The organism is Mucilaginibacter sp. PAMB04274, assembly GCF_039634385.2.
GTDB lineage: Bacteria > Bacteroidota > Bacteroidia > Sphingobacteriales > Sphingobacteriaceae > Mucilaginibacter.
Map to the genome: position 1 here is coordinate 137,066 of NZ_CP155081.2, position 20,517 is coordinate 157,582.

Annotated in this window: 21 protein-coding genes and 1 tRNA gene; 15 read left to right on the plus strand and 7 right to left on the minus strand. The window is 44.0% G+C overall.

From position 1 onward, the window contains the following. Nucleotides 1-104: 104 nt before the first annotated feature. The gene (locus ABDD95_RS00660; RefSeq protein ID WP_345949972.1) at nt 105-398 is read right to left on the minus strand and encodes a hypothetical protein; all 294 of its coding nucleotides are present in this window, start codon (nt 396-398) and stop codon (nt 105-107) included. 235 nt (nt 399-633) lie between these two features. Between ABDD95_RS00660 and ABDD95_RS00665 the strand changes: the two genes are divergently transcribed. From ABDD95_RS00665 to ABDD95_RS00695, 7 genes are all read left to right on the plus strand, one after another. Beyond that, nucleotides 634-1,083 carry a KTSC domain-containing protein gene (locus tag ABDD95_RS00665; protein WP_345949973.1) on the plus strand — a complete coding sequence of 150 codons (450 nt, stop codon included), beginning with the start codon at nt 634-636 and terminating at the stop codon, nt 1,081-1,083. Nucleotides 1,084-1,338: 255 nt separating this feature from the next. Continuing rightward, nucleotides 1,339-2,448 (plus strand): MBL fold metallo-hydrolase, encoded by a 1,110-nt coding sequence (locus ABDD95_RS00670; protein WP_345949974.1) that lies wholly within the window; start codon nt 1,339-1,341, stop codon nt 2,446-2,448. A 139-nt stretch (nt 2,449-2,587) separates the two neighbouring features. After that, nucleotides 2,588-2,830 carry a hypothetical protein gene (locus ABDD95_RS00675; RefSeq protein ID WP_345949975.1) on the plus strand — a complete coding sequence of 81 codons (243 nt, stop codon included), beginning with the start codon at nt 2,588-2,590 and terminating at the stop codon, nt 2,828-2,830. 239 nt (nt 2,831-3,069) lie between these two features. After that, the gene (locus ABDD95_RS00680; protein WP_345949976.1) at nt 3,070-3,855 is read left to right on the plus strand and encodes a UDP-2,3-diacylglucosamine diphosphatase; all 786 of its coding nucleotides are present in this window, start codon (nt 3,070-3,072) and stop codon (nt 3,853-3,855) included. 365 nt (nt 3,856-4,220) lie between these two features. Next, the gene (gene prfA, locus ABDD95_RS00685; RefSeq protein WP_345949977.1) at nt 4,221-5,294 is read left to right on the plus strand and encodes a peptide chain release factor 1; all 1,074 of its coding nucleotides are present in this window, start codon (nt 4,221-4,223) and stop codon (nt 5,292-5,294) included. 62 nt (nt 5,295-5,356) lie between these two features. Next, nucleotides 5,357-5,430, plus strand: a tRNA-Asp gene (locus tag ABDD95_RS00690). Between the two features lie 244 nt (nt 5,431-5,674). After that, the gene (locus ABDD95_RS00695) at nt 5,675-6,034 is read left to right on the plus strand and encodes an Arm DNA-binding domain-containing protein (RefSeq protein WP_345949978.1); all 360 of its coding nucleotides are present in this window, start codon (nt 5,675-5,677) and stop codon (nt 6,032-6,034) included. A gap of 1,400 nt (nt 6,035-7,434) precedes the next feature. Here the strand turns inward: ABDD95_RS00695 and ABDD95_RS00700 are convergent. Beyond that, nucleotides 7,435-9,012 carry a TROVE domain-containing protein gene (locus tag ABDD95_RS00700; protein WP_345949979.1) on the minus strand — a complete coding sequence of 526 codons (1,578 nt, stop codon included), beginning with the start codon at nt 9,010-9,012 and terminating at the stop codon, nt 7,435-7,437. A 197-nt stretch (nt 9,013-9,209) separates the two neighbouring features. Between ABDD95_RS00700 and ABDD95_RS00705 the strand changes: the two genes are divergently transcribed. Then, nucleotides 9,210-9,404: a hypothetical protein gene (locus tag ABDD95_RS00705; protein WP_345949980.1), complete on the plus strand. Its 195-nt coding sequence runs from the start codon at nt 9,210-9,212 to the stop codon at nt 9,402-9,404. 190 nt (nt 9,405-9,594) lie between these two features. Here ABDD95_RS00705 and ABDD95_RS00710 read toward each other — a convergent pair whose 3' ends face one another. The 4 genes from ABDD95_RS00710 to ABDD95_RS00725 all read right to left on the minus strand — a co-directional run bounded on the left by ABDD95_RS00710 (nt 9,595) and on the right by ABDD95_RS00725 (nt 13,462). Continuing rightward, on the minus strand, nt 9,595-10,362 hold the full coding sequence (locus ABDD95_RS00710) for a hypothetical protein (protein WP_345949981.1): 768 nt from the start codon (nt 10,360-10,362) through the stop codon (nt 9,595-9,597). Continuing rightward, on the minus strand, nt 10,359-10,823 hold the full coding sequence (locus tag ABDD95_RS00715; protein ID WP_345949982.1) for a hypothetical protein: 465 nt from the start codon (nt 10,821-10,823) through the stop codon (nt 10,359-10,361). Before ABDD95_RS00715 ends, ABDD95_RS00710 begins: the two co-directional genes overlap by 4 nt. Nucleotides 10,824-10,925: 102 nt before the next feature. Next, on the minus strand, nt 10,926-11,870 hold the full coding sequence (locus ABDD95_RS00720) for a hypothetical protein (protein WP_345949983.1): 945 nt from the start codon (nt 11,868-11,870) through the stop codon (nt 10,926-10,928). Between the two features lie 137 nt (nt 11,871-12,007). Beyond that, entirely contained in the window at nt 12,008-13,462 is a 1,455-nt protein-coding gene (locus tag ABDD95_RS00725) for an RtcB family protein (RefSeq protein ID WP_345949984.1), read from the minus strand. A gap of 183 nt (nt 13,463-13,645) precedes the next feature. Between ABDD95_RS00725 and ABDD95_RS00730 the strand changes: the two genes are divergently transcribed. Both ABDD95_RS00730 and ABDD95_RS00735 read left to right on the plus strand, forming a co-directional pair. Continuing rightward, entirely contained in the window at nt 13,646-14,701 is a 1,056-nt protein-coding gene (locus ABDD95_RS00730) for a WYL domain-containing protein (RefSeq protein ID WP_345949985.1), read from the plus strand. Between the two features lie 12 nt (nt 14,702-14,713). Beyond that, a complete protein-coding gene (locus tag ABDD95_RS00735; RefSeq protein ID WP_345949986.1) occupies nt 14,714-15,268 on the plus strand; it encodes an RNA 2'-phosphotransferase in 555 nt (184 codons plus the stop codon). Here the strand turns inward: ABDD95_RS00735 and ABDD95_RS00740 are convergent. After that, entirely contained in the window at nt 15,265-15,966 is a 702-nt protein-coding gene (locus ABDD95_RS00740; RefSeq protein ID WP_345949987.1) for an NUDIX domain-containing protein, read from the minus strand. The two genes, ABDD95_RS00735 and ABDD95_RS00740, sit on opposite strands and share 4 nt — an antisense overlap. Before the next feature lie 320 nt (nt 15,967-16,286). On the opposite strand from ABDD95_RS00740, the gene ABDD95_RS00745 reads away from it, so the two are divergent. The 5 genes from ABDD95_RS00745 (at nt 16,287) to ABDD95_RS00765 (ending at nt 20,477) form a co-directional block, all read left to right on the plus strand. Then, nucleotides 16,287-17,018 (plus strand): hypothetical protein, encoded by a 732-nt coding sequence (locus tag ABDD95_RS00745; RefSeq protein WP_345949988.1) that lies wholly within the window; start codon nt 16,287-16,289, stop codon nt 17,016-17,018. Between the two features lie 5 nt (nt 17,019-17,023). Then, a complete protein-coding gene (locus ABDD95_RS00750) occupies nt 17,024-18,424 on the plus strand; it encodes an RtcB family protein (RefSeq protein WP_345949989.1) in 1,401 nt (466 codons plus the stop codon). A 2-nt stretch (nt 18,425-18,426) separates the two neighbouring features. Continuing rightward, entirely contained in the window at nt 18,427-19,041 is a 615-nt protein-coding gene (prfH, locus tag ABDD95_RS00755; RefSeq protein ID WP_345949990.1) for a peptide chain release factor H, read from the plus strand. A 357-nt stretch (nt 19,042-19,398) separates the two neighbouring features. Next, a complete protein-coding gene (locus ABDD95_RS00760; RefSeq protein WP_345952082.1) occupies nt 19,399-19,842 on the plus strand; it encodes an RNA ligase family protein in 444 nt (147 codons plus the stop codon). Between the two features lie 392 nt (nt 19,843-20,234). Continuing rightward, nucleotides 20,235-20,477, plus strand: a complete 243-nt coding sequence (locus ABDD95_RS00765) for a hypothetical protein (RefSeq protein WP_345949991.1) — start codon at nt 20,235-20,237, stop codon at nt 20,475-20,477. The last annotated feature ends 40 nt before the right edge of the window (nt 20,478-20,517 follow it).

Consider the following 20,517-nt stretch of genomic DNA (forward strand, 5'->3'; position numbering starts at 1 on the left):
GAGCAAGTAAACTAAAAAACGGCAAATTGATAAATTATGAAGATGTATTAAAGTCTCCTCGCTGCAGCAATACTGTTATGGGTTTAGAAGTAATAGCATCGGTACTACTTCTGCTTTCTTCGCCATTTTAACGACTGCTGATTATCGCTGAAAAGCAACTCAGGCTGTTTTAGCCATTGCTCCATCCGCTCAACCATTTTTTGCAGCTGCGTTTGGCTTAACTGACTAATAGCCGTTTTTGATTTATCCAGGTGATTGTACCATACATCCTGTAAAAGCCAGTCTAACACAATCCGGTTGAAGCAATGGTTATACCGTACCGGCTCGGTGAACGTTGCCGGCAGTATTTCATTTAACAGTTGCTTATATCGGCCAATAACCGAAACCCGATCTTCCATGGTTGGATAACAGGTAAGCTGAATTTTCGATTTAAAGATCGAATTTATTTGGCTAAGGTAATATGTGAAGAATCTTCAGCGCATAAAACGTACGTGGGCTGGCATAAGCAAGGAGTAGGCTAAAAGCGTCTGTAAGCAAAGTATAAGTATAGCCATAAGAAAAGTGTACCTTCGCAAATTATTTTCTTGGAAAGACACCTCATCGTTTCAACGACAATAAAGTTATAATTAAGATATGAAAAAGATTGTCGATTACAGGAAGCTGTTGGGTGTTACTAAGGATGCCGATTTGCAGGAATTAAAAACGGTTTACCGGGGCTTAATGAAAGCCTGGCACCCCGATAAGTTTCAGGATAGTAACGAAAGCAAACTGGCTGCCGAAGATAAAAGCAAGAGCATTATTGAAGCTTATCACTTTTTAGTGAGCATAGCGCCCGAAACGCGTGCCCAATCATTTGCCGATTATACGCTTACCACCACTACCGCTGCAATAGCCGATTTTGAGTACAAATCACAAATACTTACCGTAAGCTTTACCGATGGCAATACGTATGAGTACTTTGATGTTCCCAAGGCGGTATATATTAAGCTCATCAATGCCGATTCGCCTGGGAGATTTGCCCGCAGGCATATTTTCGGCACTTATTTGTACAGAAGCACCAGCAAGCTGGTAGCCTCGGCCTAAGTTGCCATTGCGTATAGCTTTACAACTGCAAAGCATTTAGCCGTACATTAGCTAACGCATGCGCTCAATAATTTAGATCCGCTCAGTACTGCTGAGTGATTTTTGCTACCCTGTAGCGGCCGCCGGAAAAGTGCTTTTGATGATGAGTGTAATTAAAATGCTTTTGCCTTTCTTACAACGAAGCTGTATTCATTAGCTTGTTTTACCGTTATATGCAAAGTTGGCCTGTTTGCATAGCTGTTTTATAAAGTTTGTATGAAAATCCTGCGCTCTAAATACCTGTTCCATTCGCTTACAGTGCTTTTGCTGCTGCTGGTGGCAGCGGGTTGTGGCCTGGTAAAATCGTTAGGCAAAAATCCGCAGGGCGACGATTTGGCACGTATACAGGCGTTGCCTAACTATAAGAACGGGACGTTCCAAAATTTAGACAGTGCCGATAACGGTCAGCATAAGGTAAAGCCCGGCCGGGCTTTAAAAGCCATATTTAACCGGCCCCGAAGCGTTACGCCGCAAAGGCCGGTGCCTTGGGTTAAAACCGATTTAAAGAATCTGACGGCGGCTCAGCCCACTGTGGTTTGGTTTGGGCATTCGTCGGTACTCATTAAAACGCAAAGCGGTAATATTTTGATCGATCCGGTTTTTAACGATCATGCCGGTCCTATTCCGGGCATGGTTAAAGCTTTTGATGGTACTACCCATTACAGCGCCGATGATATGCCCGATATAGATGTGCTCATCATCTCGCACGACCATTACGATCACCTGGATTACCGCACAGTTAAAAAGCTCAAAAGCCGCATAAAAAAAGCGGTAGTGCCTATGGGCGTAGGTTCGCATTTAGTATACTGGGGATTTGATCGTAAAAATATTGTGGAGTTGAATTGGAATCAGTCGTACACCCTGGCAAGCGGCCTGAAAATTACGGCTACACCCGCGCGCCACCGTAGTAACCGCACCTTTGCCGAAAAGAAAACCCTTTGGGCATCATATGTGATACAGGCCAATGGCTACCGCCTGTTTTACAGCGGCGATGGCGGTTACGGCAGTCATTTCAAACAAATAGGACAACAGTATGGTCCTTTTAATTTGGCTCTGATGGAATGCGGGCAGTATAACCAGGCCTGGCTTCATCACCACATGCTGCCTGCACAAACCGCCCAGGCCGCTGCCGATTTGCATGCCCGCATGATACAGCCTGTACATTGGGCCAAATTTGCCGAAAGCGCCCACCCATGGAACGAACCTGTAAACTTGCTGCTGCCTGCTGCCGTAACCTTAAGTATTCCCGTATCTATTCCGCTTATAGGTGAGCCATTTGTTGTAGGCAATGCACCAAGGCGTACAGTTTGGTGGGCGTTTGAGTAAGTAAGTACTTACCGTTATTTCGCAATTTTGTTAAAGTATGTGAAGTGACACTTAAAAATGCAGCGTGGGTAATTCACACTTTGCTACACAAACCGCCAAGTGTCAAAACAAACAAAAAATTCCTTTTTATCTTAAGGGCATGAATACGCCCCTAAGCAAATCAGCCCAGCTCAAGCAGGCTTTAAATACTCTATTGATTAGATACCGACAGGCTCCAAAAGGATCTATGGAAAAAGCTATGCTGCTTCAGTCTATAAATTTATTAAAACAAGTTATTGCTGAAAGGAAATTACACATGCGCAGTCAGGCACAAACTGATGTTAATCCGCATGAAGCGCAGCTTATCCACTTTTTTCCAATTTCAAACCAGGTGGTTGCCTAAACATTCTATAACAACGAGTGCCGCTGGTTAAAGTGCCGCTGTTGGTTATTTACTGCCCTGTGTATAGCCTCAGCACGCCTGCCGGCGGCTACTCTTGCTTCAGATGCTCTGTTTCCTCCCCATGCTTATATTAACTTTTGTAGGCACAACTTAGGCGAAACCAAAAATTCGGCCGAATCCTGTTCCAACATTTCCTCCTTCTTCATCCTTTCAGCTTAAAAGCCTATTTTTGAGCACCCATGTCTATACGCAACAAAATCTATTTTGCTTCTGATATTCATTTAGGTGCATCTGGCTACCGAAGCAGCCGCGAGCGGGAGGCCCGTTTTGTGCGCTGGCTGGACAGCATTAAGCATGATGCCGACGAATTGTTTTTGGTAGGCGATGTGTTTGATTTTTGGTTTGAGTACAAAACAGTGGTTCCGCGCGGCTACATCCGTTTTTTAGGCAAACTGGCTGAGCTGGCAGATGCCGGCGTAAAACTGTATCTTTTTAAAGGCAACCACGATATGTGGATGTTCGATTACTTTGTGAAGGAACTAAATGCAACCATCGTTAGCAATGAACTGATCTTGGAGCGGCAGGGTAAAAAGCTGTACCTGCACCACGGAGATGGCCTGGGGCCGGGCGATGGCAAGTATAAGCTGCTCAAAAAGGTTTTCCGGAGCCGATTATGCCAGTGGCTTTTTGAGCGTTTGCACCCTAACCTGGGGGTGGGTTTGGCCAACTATTGGTCGGGGCATAGCCGTTTGGCCAATGCTGCCGGGCAGGAACGTAAGCTGTTTGAGAACGAATGGCTGGTAAGCTTTGCCCGCGAGGTGCTCCAAGTTACGCATTATGATTATTTTATTTTCGGCCATCGGCATATACCCATGGTGACAGAGCTAAGTGCCGCCAGCAAATACGTAAACTTGGGTGAGTGGATGCACCATAACTCTTATGCTGTGATGTACGATGGTGTAGTGGTCCTGAAATATTTTGAGAATATTGAAGCAGCTAGCCAAGGGGTTGGAGCGCAGGCTTGAGGTAAGTGAAGATAAAGTAGATGTGCGGTAGGCCAAATGCAGGCCGAGCATGCGATTGCGGTTATTGCAATGCACAACTGCGCCTGCACCTCCATTGCTGCGTTCTGATCTACTTACCCTGTATAACCCACACACACACACGATTTTTACTTTTTACTTACCTGGTATACTGTACATCAGCTAACTAATGTGCCTGATTTTGCGTAGCTTTGTAAGCTTTTTTGCACTGCCCTGTGTATAATAAACCCGATTGCAGCGTAAAGCTTTTGCCGGGACCGGGACATAGTAGCGGCGCAAAACTTGCAGCGTAAAGCGGGACTACCGGAACCGAAGAGGCACTGCAACTGATTTTCAAGAAAAATACCATGTTAGAGAAATTAGAGGCGATCAGAGACCGCTGGCAAACCGTTGAAAATGAATTGAGCAGCCCCGATGCCATGGCTGACATGAAACGCTTTGCTCAACTGAATAAGGAATACAAAGATTTAACAGCCGTGGTGGATCAGTACAAGATCTATAAAAACATCATGAGCAATATTGACACCAACAAGGAAATTTTGGCCACCGAGAAAGACGAGGAGTTTAGGGAGATGGCCAAAATGGAGCTTGATGAACTGATTGCGCAACGCGATGAGAAGGAAGAGGAGATCAGGCTCATGCTGATCCCGAAAGACCCTGAGGATGCGCGTCCGGCCATTGTAGAGATACGGGGCGGTACAGGTGGCGATGAGGCCGCTTTATTTGCCGGCGACCTTTACCGCATGTATATGCGCTATTGCGAACGCATGGGCTGGAAGACTGAGCTGGTAGATTTTACTGAAGGCACATCTGGTGGTTACAAGGAAATTGTCTTCAATGTAAACGCTGAGGATGCTTATGGTACGCTGAAGTACGAATCGGGCGTGCACCGGGTACAACGTGTACCTGATACCGAAACTCAAGGCCGTGTACATACATCGGCCGCTTCGGTGGTGGTGCTACCAGAGGCTGATGAGTTTGATATTGATTTAAAGGTAAGTGATATCCGTAAGGATTTGTTCTGTGCTTCAGGGCCGGGCGGTCAGTCGGTGAATACTACTTATTCGGCCGTACGTTTAACTCACGTGCCAACCGGTATTGTGGCTCAGTGCCAGGACCAAAAATCGCAATTGAAGAACTACGATAAGGCATTACAAGTATTACGCTCACGTATTTACGAGATGGAATTGCAGAAACATTTAGAGGTAACGTCTAAAAAACGTAAAACCATGGTGTCAACCGGCGACCGTTCGGCCAAAGTACGCACCTATAACTATCCGCAAGGCCGTGTTACCGAACATCGCATTGGTTTAACCATTTATAATTTACCAAACGTTATGAACGGTGATTTACAGGAGATTATGGAGTCATTGCAGTTTGCCGAAAACGCAGAAAAGCTAAAAGAAGGCACTGTGGCCTAATTTTTTTCAAAAATATTTTGGGATTGCAAATTTGATATCTATATTTGCATTCCCAAACGGGAGGAGTGGTAGTTCAGCTGGTTAGAATACATGCCTGTCACGCATGGGGTCGCGGGTTCGAGTCCCGTCCATTCCGCAGAAAGGGTTACAAAGCCCACTAAAAAGCGCTTAAATCAATGATTTAGGCGCTTTTTTTATGCTATAAGCGCCCGTTTCATACCAAAGTAAATGGATACCCAGGTTGATTATTCGGTTACCTATCCGAAAGTCAATAAAATTAGGTAACCGAATGGCTTGCAATTGATTGATTTTGAATGAGTTAAAATACATTAAAACAGTTCAAAAATTATTATTCGGTTGGAAATCAAAAATCAAAGGGTATGAAAAATTCGAAAAGTTTTTCAGTTCTATTCTGGGCAAACAAGTCAAAAGCAACTGTCAACGGCTTGGTTCCGCTTTATGCGAGAGTTACTGTTGACAGCAAGAGAGCGGAAATCTCTTTAAAAAAGAAACTTAATCCCAAGAAGTGGGATCCTAGAAGTGGCTTTATGAAAGGCAGCGGAGATGAAGTCCGTATTACCAACAAGTACATCAACGAGGTCGGCAACAACCTATTTGAAATATACGTTGGTTTAAGCAGATGTGACAGGCCGGTTACCGCAGAGGCTATTAAAGACAAAATACCTTGGCCAGGCCGCTTTACCGGCACCCAGCAAAACGCTGCTGGAAGCATTCGATGAGCACAACAAAGGCGTAGAGAAGTTGATTGACAAGGACTATGTAAAAGCATGATCTTGTTCTGTGTGCTTAGACCCGCTAAATTTAGATGTCTATTAACGAAAAATTCTGTACCTGACATTGGCAAATCTTAGATACGGGCAGCTTAGTTCCATCTTATGTCCGTAAACTGTTAGACAGCTACGTCGAAATGGGATGGATGCTTTTGTATTTTTTAAATTCGCTGGTCATAATCAAGTGTAAACAAGTTTGTTTACACTTTGCGTATTGCTCGCGCAGTTGGCAACCCTCTGTTTCAGTTTAAAAACTGCTATTTCTGAAGTGAGGATGAACTACATGTCCGGCTAACTGATTCGCAGCCCCCAATATTCTTATATTTTTTGCCTGCTCTAGTTCGAGCAGCTTTTGGAGGATAATCTTTCTTTCATCATTCTATCGTATCAGGTTGCAAAACATAAATGAAAGAGCAACAATCGGCAAGTGCCTTATGGGAGTCGAACCCTACCGCCTGCGCGGTTTCACCAGCGAAGTATCACCCGCCTACGACATCTTTCATTATGTTTATAAAAAGGGCAAAAAGCAACAGGTGAGGATTTTTATTGTTAGACTACTGCAATTGCTTGCAGGCAGAATTTGAATCTGCAACTTTTCCAGGAAGGAAACGTCATACCGAAGTATCACCAGTTTACGGCACCTTTTTGCTTTTAGAGAAGAGCAATATTCAACCAGAGTTTTATATAAAGCTTGACAGGCGAAGTAACGCTGGCCTACGGCATCTTCTTTATTTCTTAAGGGCGATGGTCAATATGCGCTTGCACTGCTCTACCAACTGAGCTACTGCAGGACTTTTCCTACAGGCCGGGATCGAACCGGCGACACGAAGTAGCGCATATCTACGGCACCTTAATATTTTTAATACCTTTAAAAGGGTAACAGGCAATAAGTGAAATACACCTTGCGGTGTTCCTGCTCTAACCAAACTGAGCTACACTGGCCTAAACCACAGGCCGGACTTGAACCGGCGACCTGGACGGTGGATGCGAAGTAACACTCATTTACGACACCTTTTATTCTTTTTAATTTTATATTAAGAAGGGTAAAAGCAATAAGCCAATCTGCACTGTGCTCTATCCAGTTGAGCTACCCTTGCGAGGGCGGATTCGAACCGCCAACCCCAGCGTCCAATCGAAGTAAGACTTATTTACGACACCTTCTTTTATATTTTATAAGGAGCAACAGGCGAACGTGGGACGGGGGACCGCTTGTTGGGACTCGAATCCACAGCATAACCTGCGCTACACTGCCCACCCCCTTCATGAGCGAAGTAACCCGTTTCTACGGCATCCTTATTTTTCAATCTATTTTTTTAAAAGTATGGGGCGTTAGCTTCCCCATACTTGGTTTATAGTTCTATGTTATTGATCGCATCCAGTGCCGAGCCTCCGTTTTCTAAGGCAGCTAACACCTCAAAAACTTTATCGCTCCAGCCGGCTACCAGATAAACATCATCACGCAATATTTGCAGTGGCGCCTGTCCATAACCTTTCAGGTCAAACAAGTAGAGTTTCGCGTTTGGCGCTACCTCTGCCTTGTAGCGTAACCATAAAGTTTGGATATGGTCGGCAGTGTTATTGCTGTTCCATAACTGGGCATCGGTAAATAGAAACAGCTTATCCATCTGTGCCTTGCGTTGTAATATATCCTTGATAACCAAGTAGCCATTGGTGCTGTAACCCACCTCGCCCTCGCGACGGTAAAACTCCTGTACGTTACCCAATATATTGTTACGCGGTACAGTGATGGTTTTCCAGCTATCGCCAAACATACCCACCTCTACGTTTTTACAACGCGATTGCAACAGCATAGCCAGCATCAAACCCACATCGTACAACAGTATCTTGCTTTTGGCCGATACTGGTGTTTGCATCGATCCGGAAACATCGCACGCTAACAGCACACGGGTTTCATGATCGAAACCTTTAATATTAGCGGCACTGGCCTGTACGGCTTTTTCCAAAGCGTCCAGCAGTTCTCCAGTGTAGCCCTTGTTGCCTAATAGCATTGCGCTTAGCTTTTTAGTAAGCCCTTTAACCGGCGACATGGTTTCTGTAGCGATCAGCTCACGATAAGCTGCCAGGTAACGGAACGGGAACTGTTTGGCTTTCGCCACCTCATCGGCATTGGCTAAACGGGCGCATACTTTTTCAAAGTGTGCATAGCTTACACCGGCTTCCTGTATGTTGCGCAGGTTACGCAGCAGGGCCATGTAGCCCAGCTTACCACTGTCTATCAATTCTTCCCACTTAGCGCGAAACGCTTCGGCTTTGGCCTCATCGCTGTCAAAATTGAGCTGACCTAAAGCCGATAGCTCCGTTTCCCAGGTGTAAGGCGTTTGCAAATCGCCGTTTACTATTTTGTTGAACAGTACTTGCTGCAATTCGTCTTTTGCTTTTGGGTGAACCAAAAACAAGGCATCGCGCAGTTTAATGGCGCCGTCGCGGTTGTATTTAGCAAACTGGTACTCGTCGAACCCGTTGAACGCCGTACTTAAACCTTTTTGTAATTGCTTGCTCAGGCGATTCAGCTTTTTAGTACCGGTACGCTTGTTCAGTAGTTCGTAGCAGGCTAGCAGCTCAGTAATTTCGTCGGCACGGTTAATTACGCCATCGGTAACCCGGGCCACCAGGCTATCGCCCGAGTGCAGCTTGGCCAGTTCGGTAACCAGCACCAGCGGTACCGAACGCATATACATTTTAGTGCGGGCGTATACAGCCAGCTTACCCACAAACACCGGGTCACATTCGCCTATTAATTTGCGCAGGCGTGCTAAACGTGCCTCGTCTTTTTCGTAAAAGGAATCGTTTAAGCTCCAGGTAACCACAGCAGTGTACAGTTCCATTTCGGGCGATAGCGTAAACGCTTTGGCACCCGCGTGGTTAACGGTCTGGTTTTTGAATTTGCTTAACAGGTTGAATTTCATTGTGAACCTCCTTTTTCTTATTGTTGATACAAAGAAATAGAGGCACTGCGCAGTGTATTTGCGCAGGTGGAAATTTTTGAAAAAAGGTTAAAATTATCTTTAAGACTTAAGAGGGAATTGAACTCTCGAGCATTACAAGTTCGAAACTCGTTCGTGGTAATTTGAATTGTTAATTTACTTCCTTTAAAAAATAGAATATGGAAACTAACAGATTTGAAAATTGGAAACCGAAAGGTGAATGGGTTTACGACAAAACTGGTTCAACTTTTATTGGCTGCCATTGCGCAACACCTTATGACGATTGCGGTTGTGATGATTGCCAGGACGACATGGTTATAGCACTTGGTATAATAGGAAAAACCGATGCTTTTATGAAAATAGGAAAGGAATAATATGTATTACAGCTTATGTTGATGAAGAAGGATATGTTTACAAAAAAGTATTCTGATTAGCTTTAGTTTTATACTACAAGCATTTACTTGTGGTATAAATTTGGCACACACGGCACGCTTGTGTCAGCAGGGGGGGGTAAATCTACGGACAGCGGGGTAGGTTCACGAGAGAATACCAACCGCAGATACGCTAGCGATTCTTTGTACTTGTCAGCTTCAAAATAAGTTTCTCAACATGCAATGAACCTGGAGGCAATAAATCAACACTTCCTTCTTTTGAATTCATTTCAATTAATCTTTTAGAGTGTAATTCTCTTAGTGACCTAAGGAAATACTTTCGATCCTTATATTCCGTCCAAATAATCAAATCTTCAAAAGAAGTTGCTCCTTGCGAAGAGCCCATCAATAAAAGAATTTTATCTTTTAAGTTGAGTCCTTGTTCTAAAATACGTTTAATATTTCCTATGTCCCAAACAATTGGGATTTTTCTAATAGTAATAAAGTCTACAATTTTTTGAGCATCTAAAATAGTAGTATTATGTAAAACTCTTATTATTTCTCCGAGAATCCAACTACACATTGCCGCCACTGCTTGTGAGTCCATTATATTTGGATCAACATCACCACCTATATGACCAACGTTTCTATTATTTCTTATTTCATATAAAGCCGGTAGCATTCTCGGTATAAGAATTTGGAAACTTCTTGGAACATTAGATTTATTTTCAAGCTTTCTGCATGCATCAACAAAGTTTGATGGTTTTGATGGAGAACTTTCAAAAGACCCTTTAGAATATCCGTCTAATATAGTGTATACAATCTCGCAGAACTTACCCCCACTTAATTCAGCGGCAGTCCATCGATGTTCCATATAATTTTTTATAATGCTATTATACTCGGTTATCAACGGAAGCTTTAATCCATTAGGAACAACTTTTAAAATTTCGTCTAGTTTCATTCATTAATACCAAGATCTGCCAGTCCCTGAACGGTAATGAAAAAGCCTTGTGTATCTTTCTCACAAAAACCTTTAGACACATTTTGATTTAAACAGTCGCTTGAGTTGTTAAGTTTAGTTTGATTTGCATTTTTTAGAGCTGCATTTACATCTCCTGTTGTAACTCTACTTTTTCCGTTCAATTGTATATGAGCAGCTGTTGCAAGGAATTTTTTTGTTTGTATTGTAGTAGCTCCTTTGTCTTTCAGCCAAATAGATAAAGTTGGCAAAACTTTATTGCTACTAGCTTTAAGTACATGGTCAGTTGGTCCATTTTGAAGCGTTTGAGCAACACTTTCATTCTTAAGAAGCTCTGGTAATTTGTTAAGTATTTTATCAATTTGCAAAGAAAGCCAATCTTGTTGGCCTTCTCCTGAAAACTCTATTGAGCCAATTTTTATTTGAATCTTCGATTCACTCATATGATAAGTTTTGTTTATAAAAGTATAATGTAAAGTTAGAAATATGTATCACTTATGAAAATTGAATATGAAATATATCTACTGAGGTACATCCAAATATCTTTATCGTAAATCCATCACATCTACCGGTTTATACATATCGCAGTAAACATCTAAACCGAGTTTTATAATTATTGCAAGTACGTTGACTAAGAAAATCTTAATGCCGATATTAAGCTTATTAAATACCTCTGTGACAGCAACTGTTAATGTTGTTTGAATACTAAGCAAACCAGTATTTATTTTTTTGTTTATATCACCCTCTTTGTCACATAGTGATTTATATAAGTTTCTTTTAATTGAAGAGAATACTGTTTTACCTACCTTTTTATCTTCATGGCTCAAGGTAGGTGAAGGCAGTTTTAGTCTTTCAGCTGAGGGTAGCTGTCTCTTGGAAAAGGTGTCAACTCGACTAAGAATATCTTTGGCTATTTTAGGAATCTTTAGGCCCAAGTTTTCATATAACTTATCAGTTGAGTATGTGCCTGCTAAGTTGACAGCCTCTGACATAATCATTTCTGTATCAGAGATCAACTCAGAAATCCGTTCAGATTTTATCGCATAAAGAACTGCTTCTTCATCAAACCTTTCAATTACTAAGCGTCTAAAGTCTAATCTCCTTTCAGGTGATTTAATTACAGTGTCGTTAGTTAAAACTTCTTTAATCAAAGGCTCAGCCTTTTCTAACGTATTGCTACGTAAGTAACAAATCGCCAATAAAGTTGTAGCTTCTAAGTAGACCCTAGTCTTATTATTAGCTTTAATACGAATTCCGATCAAGCCTCTCTCTGCTGTAACTAAGTTGCCTTGATCCATCTCAACCTCTAGCCAACGATTTTTTGCCATTAAAAGTTTCGCTTCATTACCTGTTGCCAAATACATGCTTTGAAGGTCTATTATAATAGACTTTATTGAATTTAAATCTCCTCTTAGTACAGCTTTCTTCAACGCAGGTTCTAAGCGCCCCAATCTTTCTTTTTGAATTAAAGTAAACTTTTCAACAGCCATAAGTATTTATTTTCTTTCAAATTTAATCATTAAATTAATGGTGTTATTATAAGGTTAATAATGTATTAAAATAAGTAGTGTTACTTGGCAGGCGCACGCATGACGCGTGTGCTAACCCTAACCAATCCTATACTCCCTCAATCCTCCGGCCTCTCCCTCGCATCCGCCATCCTTACTATCCTCGGTTCAAACTTCGCTAACACTTCAACCAAGTCATTTTGCGCCGCCATTACGGTATGGATGTCCTTGTAAGCCATAGGCGCCTCGTCTACATCGCTACCCATTAAGGTTATACGTTTATCAACCAAATTGGCGGCGATCAAGGCTTTGTCGAGCGTCTTAAAAGCTGCGCTACGGCTCATGGCCCGGCCTGCACCGTGGCTTGCGGAGTTGATACTATCCGTATTGCCTTTACCACGCACTAAAAAGCCGGGCGTACTCATGCTGCCGGGAATGATGCCTAGCACACCCTCGCTAGCCGGGGTGGCGCCTTTACGGTGCACCATTACCTCGGTGCCATTGGCCAGTTGCTCTTTCCAGGCAAAGTTGTGGTGGTTTTCTACCATGGCCACGGGTTTGATACCCAAAGCACGGGCAATCTTATTGTGAATCTCGTGGTGGTTGGCGCTGGCGTACTCGCCGGCCAGGTTCATGGCTATCCAGTACTCTTGTCCCTCGTCTTTATCCAAATCTAACCAGGCCAGGTGCTTGGCTTCGGATGGCAGTTTGGTTTTGGTCATGGCAATTTTGCTGTAATGGTCGGCCACACTGCCGCCAAAACCTCGCGAGCCGGAGTGTGATAGCAAAGCCAGGTATTTACCGGCTGGTATGTCGGCCAGGGCACCATTGGCAATAGTCAGCTCACCCCATTCCACAAAGTGGTTGCCGGTTCCGCTGGTACCCAATTGCGCATAGGCTTTATCTTTCAACGAGCGGATCACCTTGGTTTCGTTCCAGGTTTTGCTGTCAAACAACGAACTGTCAAAGTACGATTGGGTAGTACAACCTATACCAAAGTAGGTGTTATCCACCAGTATGCTTTTTAGTTTGTCGGTTTCGGTGTCAATAGACTCTGCAGGCAAATCAAAAATGCTCAGGCACATACGGCAGGCAATATCCACACCCACCGCAAAAGGGATAATTGTATTGGCCGTGGTAGCTAAAACGCCGCCAATGGGCAAGCCGTAGCCTTGGTGTGCATCTGGCATTAAAGCGCCGGCAACCGCAATAGGTAATTGTACGGCGGTACGCATTTGTGATAGTGCACCCACTTCAATATGCTCCATTCCCCACACCGGGAAATCGGCTATCTCTTCTTTCAGCTTAAAGTTGTTGCGTTCCTGCTTTACAAATTTGCCTTCTTTACGCAGGGCAATCACGTCTTCGGCCAGGTTTTTAAACTTACCTCCTTTCTTCAGGGCGTAAGGCATAGGGTCATCAATCAAGGCTTCTAAATTGGCTAATATTTCGGGTTTGGCCATTACGCCATGCTTTAACAAACCATTCGCTACCCGGCTAAAGTTCACCAGTATTTCCACATCGTTAATGCCTAATGCTTTTAATTCGTTGTTGCCTATTTTTTCCTTTTCCATAGCTATAGCAATAAAAGAATTTACAATTTAAACCTTCCGGCCTAAAACCCTCTCCCCAAATGGAGAGAGGGGCGTTCGTGAACGCGTTCAGCCTTTCGGGCACTACAAAGAAAAACAGCAAGTGCGCAGCGTATTTGCGCAGTAAAAATTAATTTATAAATTCATCAAAATATTTTCAAACCGATGCCTGTTAACCGTAACGCTCTCATCCGCTACCGCACCATTGACCAATGCCTGCAAAACCGAAAAAGAAAGTGGACGCTGGACGATTTAATTGAGGCTTGCAGTGATGCTATTTACGAATACCAGGGCATTGATACCGGTGTAAGCCGCCGCACGGTACAAGCCGATATGGAAATGATGCGTAGCAACAAACTTGGTTACGAAGCGCCCATAGTGGTAGTTGATAAAAAGTATTATACCTATAGCGATAAGAATTATAGCATTACTAATAGTCCGCTGAACCAGCAAGACATGCAGGTGCTAAGCGAAGTATCGGGCCTGCTGAAACAGTTTAAAGGCTTTGGTCATTTTGCGGATGTAAACGAAATGGTAAGCAAGCTGGAAGACAAGATCTACACCCAGAAAACGCACAGTGCTCCGGTTATTGATTTTGAGAAGAACGATAACCTGAAAGGCCTGGAATGGATAGAAGTGATCAGAAAAGCCATTGTTGCTAAACGGACGCTTTGTGTTACTTACCAATCTTTTAAAGCCCGCGAGCCCAATACGTTTTGTTTTAGCGGATATTTGTTGAAAGAATACCGCAACCGCTGGTTTGTGCTGGGGCAATCGCATCAGCGGCACGCGCCTTTGCTTACCCTGGCTTTAGACCGCATACAAACCGTTGAAGAACATGCCGATGATTACCGCGAAAACACACAGTTAGATTTAACCACTTACTATAACGATGTAATAGGCGTAACCAAAAGCCCCAACCAACGCGATTGTGAGGTGGTGTTTTGGGTAGATAAAGACAATGCGCCCTATATCATAACCAAACCCCTGCACCACACCCAAAAGCTGCTGAGCAAGGATGAAACAGGCAAAATATTCAGTATACGTGTCATTCTCAATTTTGAACTGGAGCGCGAATTTTTGGGCTTTGGCTCTAAGATGCGGGTGTTGGGTCCGCGTATATTGGTTAAACAAATCAAAGAACAATTTTGGAAAGCATTGGAAGGATATAAACAGGAGCAACGTGATGAAGGGCCGGAAGAAAAGGCAAGTGAAGTTTAAATTTTATTAAAAATGATTAGCGAAAAAGAAATCACCAGCATCAGCAAATTCCTCAGTTTGGTGCTACGGCATCAACCCGAGCTAATAGGCATGGAGCTTGATTTGCAGGGTTGGGTAAGCGTTGATGAGCTGTTAAAAAAAGCTAACGGGCATGGTAAGCTAATTACCCTGGAGATGCTGAACCATGTGGTAGAAACCAACAGCAAAAAGCGTTTTGCTTTTAGTGACGACAAGCAAAAGATAAGAGCCAGCCAAGGACATTCGGTTGAAGTGGAGCTAGGCTACGAGCCGCACGTGCCCCCAGCTGTTCTCTATCACGGAACAGGTGCTCAGTCGGTAGATTCCATACTGCATTTAGGTCTTCAAAAACGTAGTAGACAGCATGTGCATTTAAGTGCTGATCCTGAAACTGCTGTTAAAGTGGGCAGCAAGCATGGAAAGCCTCTGGTGCTGAAGGTACTGGCTGATCAGATGCAGCAAAAAGGATTTGTATTTTATTTGTCGGCCAATGGTGTTTGGTTAACTGATACTGTGCCGCCGGAGTTTCTGCAGTTGGAGAAGCTTTAAATGACCTCACAAATTAATTGCGCCACGCTTTTTACTTCCACAAAGTCGTCATTAGCTAACCCTTGGGTGTTTACATGCGAGTCGGTGCAAATCAGCTTTTCGATCAGGCCGCAGCTTTTGAGTTTATTAACCCCATCGTTTATAAACAGCCCGTGGGTGGTAATTACAAATATTGCAGCAGCGCCAGCATCTTTATACGTTTTAGCCGCGTTAATGATGCTGCCGCCCGAGCGGATCATATCATCGTAAATTATAACCGTTTTACCGGCTACATCGGCATTGATGGCGCTTACTTCGGTATGGTCGCCTTTCAGGCGGCGTTTTAAAATAAAAGCAGCATTTACGCCTAAGTCATTCGCCAATGATTCTACCCACTTTGCACGGCCGGCATCGGTACTTGCCTGCAACTCAAAAGCATCAGGCTTTACCAGGCCGTAATAAGTAATGGATAATACACGGTTACGCGGGTCCCTTCCCGGCTGCCCAAAGCTGTAAAGCTGCTCCAGGTAGTTGATATTGATGCCGGTTTCTTCTTTCAATTCACGCTGTACAGCCTCTTCTAGTGATTCCTTATCGCCTACCAGTCCACCCGGCAGCGCCCAGGTGTTCAAAAAAGGTTCAATCTTGCGCTTGATCAAAAGCACGGACAACCCTTCTTTCCATTTTTCAAAGTTATGGATCTTACCCAAAGCAGCCAAGACAAAGCGTTAACATGGATTCTATAGGAAAACAATTTAAATTATATCTTTGCATTCAATTCCTGATTTGTTAACCTTTTAAATATCAAGGAATCATGCTAGAGCAACGCTACATATCGCCCCTTTCGCTCATTGCCCATTAGGTAGGCAAACACTGCACTTATATTTTATGAAATTAGGTTGCCCTGGCAATCCTATGCTGCTTTTTTGCCTGCCGAATTAATTTATTGGGTCTTTTTTGAGCGCCTTTAGCAAGGGTATATCATCACGTTAGGACGAACGGAAAGTCAATAACATCAAGGAAATTAAATGGAAGTCCAATGGACACACCTGAACTGGCGTGCCGTATTAAATCGGTGCGCCGTAAAAAGAGGCTTGTTAAAACAGATTTGGATAAGCGGCTCATACAAATTCATAAACGGCTGGAAGCGCTTTGGGAAAAGCGCAGGACTTTACCGTGGGTACCTTTAGGGGCTCCCTACCAGCGCGGCTGGAAGCGCTTTTTTGTATTGCGCGATGACATTAGGAAAGGCCCTAAAGCTGATTTTTATGAAGCGCTGCTCGAAAAGGTAAACACGTTTGAGTATCATCATGACCGTTTTTTCAAAAGAAAGAAACGCCGCAAAGGCAAGTATGGCTACGTGGTTAAAAAACAAAATCTGCGGGAGCTTGACGAGTATGACTGGAACAGCTCAAAGCTTGCGTTGACCGAAGAGGAAAAAGCATGCTTTACCCGTACCGAGTCTTTTCATATCAGAACCCGGCGTTTGGAAATCAAGTATGTGATTACGGAGCCCTGGCGCTTTGTCCTCAAGGTAGCACCGCATATCATCACGCATCGTAAAATGGTGGATACAGAACTGGAAAGTGAACTGTCCAAACTGAACAACTATGTACGGGCGCATAATTATGATCCGCGTATGCACCGACTTACGAGCGGGAAACGCTACCGCTGGAAGGACGAGTTTAACGAGCGCCTCAAATACATTAACACATTAAAAAATTTGCCCAGGTACAGCCAAACAGCGGCTTACCTGGACACAACAACATAACCCACATGGGCAATTTAAAAACAAAAGATTTAAGTAAAATAGGCTACCACAATGACCAGTTGCGAAGCTTGGTTATCAGCATAGCCGCCAAAAATTTCAAGCACCACAGCAAAGAGCAATTGCTGGATTTGCTGGTGCAGATCAAAGACAATCCCGAAGCGTTTTTGGATAATGAGTTAACCGCTAAGATAGCCGAGAAGGTTATCGGCAAAGTGGAAGTACCAGCGTTCAGCGCTTACGAATTGCGGGACGAGCCGGTTTATTGCAAAACTTACGGCGGCAAAGGCATTGAGTCATCTGCTAAACAGCAAATGGAACTGGCAAACCTGCTGCCCGTAAGTGTACAAGGGGCCTTAATGCCCGATGCGCATATGGGTTTTGGCTTACCTATTGGCGGTGTGCTGGCTACCCATAATGCAGTTATCCCTTATGCAGTAGGCATGGATATTGGCTGCCGCATGGCACTGACTATCATTGACGAGAGTGATGGCTTCCTCAAGCGGCACGAATATCAAATTAAGCAGGCGCTTAAAAATCATACGCACTTCGGTATGGAGGGTGGCTTGGAAGTCAGGCAGGAACATGAGGTGCTGGATAGCCCGGTATTTAACCAAATACCGTTTCTGAAACCGCTCCGTGGCAAAGCCGCCAGACAGTTAGGTACCTCGGGCAACGGTAACCACTTTGTCGAGTTTGGCGAGATAGAATTATTGCCTGATAATACTTTGGGCTTGCCTGCCAAAAAGTATACCGCTTTGCTCACCCACTCGGGCAGTAGGGGTTTAGGTTCGGCCATTGCCAAACACTATACGCAGATAGCCATGAACACCTGCAAGCTGCCACGCCATGCCCAACAATTGGCCTGGCTTGACTTGAGCAGTGAAACCGGGCAGGAATACTGGCTCACCATGACCTTAGCTGGCGATTATGCCAAAGCCTGTCATGAACGTATCCATGCCAACCTGTTAAAGGCTTTAGGGTTGAAAGCGCTGCACGTGGTAGAGAACCATCACAACTTTGCCTGGAAAGACAAGCTGGCCAATGGGCAGGAAATCATCATCCACCGTAAGGGCGCAACTCCAGCACATAAGGGTGAGTTGGGCATCATTCCCGGCAGCATGACTACGCCTGCCTACCTGGTATCAGGTAAAGGTGAAGCTAATTCATTGTATTCGGCATCGCACGGTGCAGGGCGGATCATGAGCCGGCAAAAGGCCAAGGATAGCATGACCGTTTCGGGCATGAAAAAGCTGCTCAGCCATGCCGGGGTTACGTTGATTGGCGGCACGGTAGAAGAAAACCCGTTAGCCTACAAGGATATTGAAAGTGTGATTGCGGCGCAGCGTGACTTAGTTGACATCCAGGGCAAGTTTTATCCGCGTATCGTTAGAATGAACAAGGAGTAGTAATGCAAAAAATGATCATACAAATCACCTCAGGCAAAGGCCCGGCAGAATGCTGCCGGGTTGTAGCCTGTGTGCAAAGCCTGATGATGAAGCAAGCAGCCCAGCAGGGCATTGAATTGCAGGTGCTGGAAAACAAAGCCGGCGAGTTAAACGGAACACTGTTATCGGCTACGATGATGGCAGCAGGTAAAAACCTGCAAAACTTTGTCGGCGAATGGACGGGCACCATACAATGGATAGCCCAAAGCCCTTACAGGAAGCATAAACGTAAGAATTGGTTTGTGGGCGTTGCAGCTTTCGATATTCAAGAATTGATGCAGTGGAATCCCAAAGATGTAAAGCTGGAAACCTGCCGCTCATCTGGCCCGGGCGGACAAAATGTGAACAAGGTAGAAACCGCCGTAAGGGGTACACACCTGCCCTCGGGCTTGCAGGTGATGGCGATGGACAGCCGCTCACAACTGGAAAACAAAAAGCTGTGCTTAGCCCGGCTGGAAGCCAAAGTTCTGGTTTGGCAAACCGAGCATCTGATGCAACAGCAGCAAAGCCAGTGGATGGAACACCACATGTTGGAACGCGGTAATCCGGTAAAAACTATTAAAGCCGAACTGCGGTAGCTCGTAAAAACTAGATGTTCCATTCCGAGAAGTTTTTGGGATGGAATATTTTAAGTATAACATTGAAAATGAGTTGCTTACATTTGCGCATACAAGAATGCCTTAAGTTTTGAGCCATGTAATCGCCCGCGCATAATTCATTTATGGTCTTTCCCGTTCCAGGGAAGGAAGCGATAATCTATTTTCTTATTCAATGTATTTAAACATGGTTATATCACAAAATATGGTCGTACCTATCATTACCCGTTTTCGCCTGAAACGACGAGCGATGACCGTATAGCGCACGACTATTGGGAACATTTACAGCGTATTCCCAACATCATTCATACCGAAAAGCTGGACGGCGAGAACAATTGCCTGAACCAATATGGCGTATTTGCCCGCTCACACGCAGCACCTGCCACCTCGCCCTGGACGGAAAGCCTGCGCCGATTCTGGCAGCTCATTAAGCACGATTTAGGTTCGCTAGAAATCTTTTTAGAGAACCTGTATGCAGTGCATTCTATAGAGTACCGTAATGTGGAAAACCACTTTTACGTGTTTGCTGTACGCGAACATGATCGGTGGCTAAGCTGGGAAGAAACGCAGTTTTACGCCAATATGCTCGATTTGCCTACGGTGCCGGTGATCGCCAATGTAACTACTCCGGCTAATTGCCCGCGGTTTCAACAAGAGGTACAACAATTGGCATCGGGCCGCGGTTTGCTGGATCCTTTTGACGCATTTATATGCGATCCACCAGTTGATGGAATGCCCAATTCACGACTTTTTTTCAAAATCAATTCCGTATCGGCTTTGTAGGCAGCCAGATCATTTTTCAAGCAAATACAGGAAGGATCAAATAAGTTATATTCAAGCCCTAAGATATGTGTCGGGCTAAGATTAAGCCAACACAATTTTTAGAATACGATCATTTCCAAATATCAGATTTTTAATTAGTCCGCTTTTAAAAGCAGTGCTACAATTTTCCGCCTTAGAAGATGAATGTTGTCACAAAGGGTGCTATGATTGCTATAAAGAGTAGATAACTGCTTATGGTGACAGTCGTAACTCCTTACTGCGATTTTTATTATTAATTAATAAAAATATCCTTCATAAGCAACATTGTCATCGTTACGTCGTATAACGTCGCATTATCTGTAAGCTGCATATGATTACCGCCTGCAGAGAATACAACCCTAATTAATTATACAATGAGTGTATTAACTCTTGCAGTGTATGGTATTGTATTACCTGTACTTGATTATTCCCGTCTTTCACGTTCAGAAAGTACATTATCCTACACATCGGATTTATCGTCTTTACAACATTTTAACCTGCAGGGGCAATTTAATGCCCTTCAAAGTGATATTAAACTTCGCAGCAGTTTAATGACAGTTTTAAAAGCAGTATCAACCTATCTTAATAATGGCAGCTTGCCGGCTGTTTTTAACTAAAATCGTTCATTACTTATTTCACAAATATTACAACCAGCTA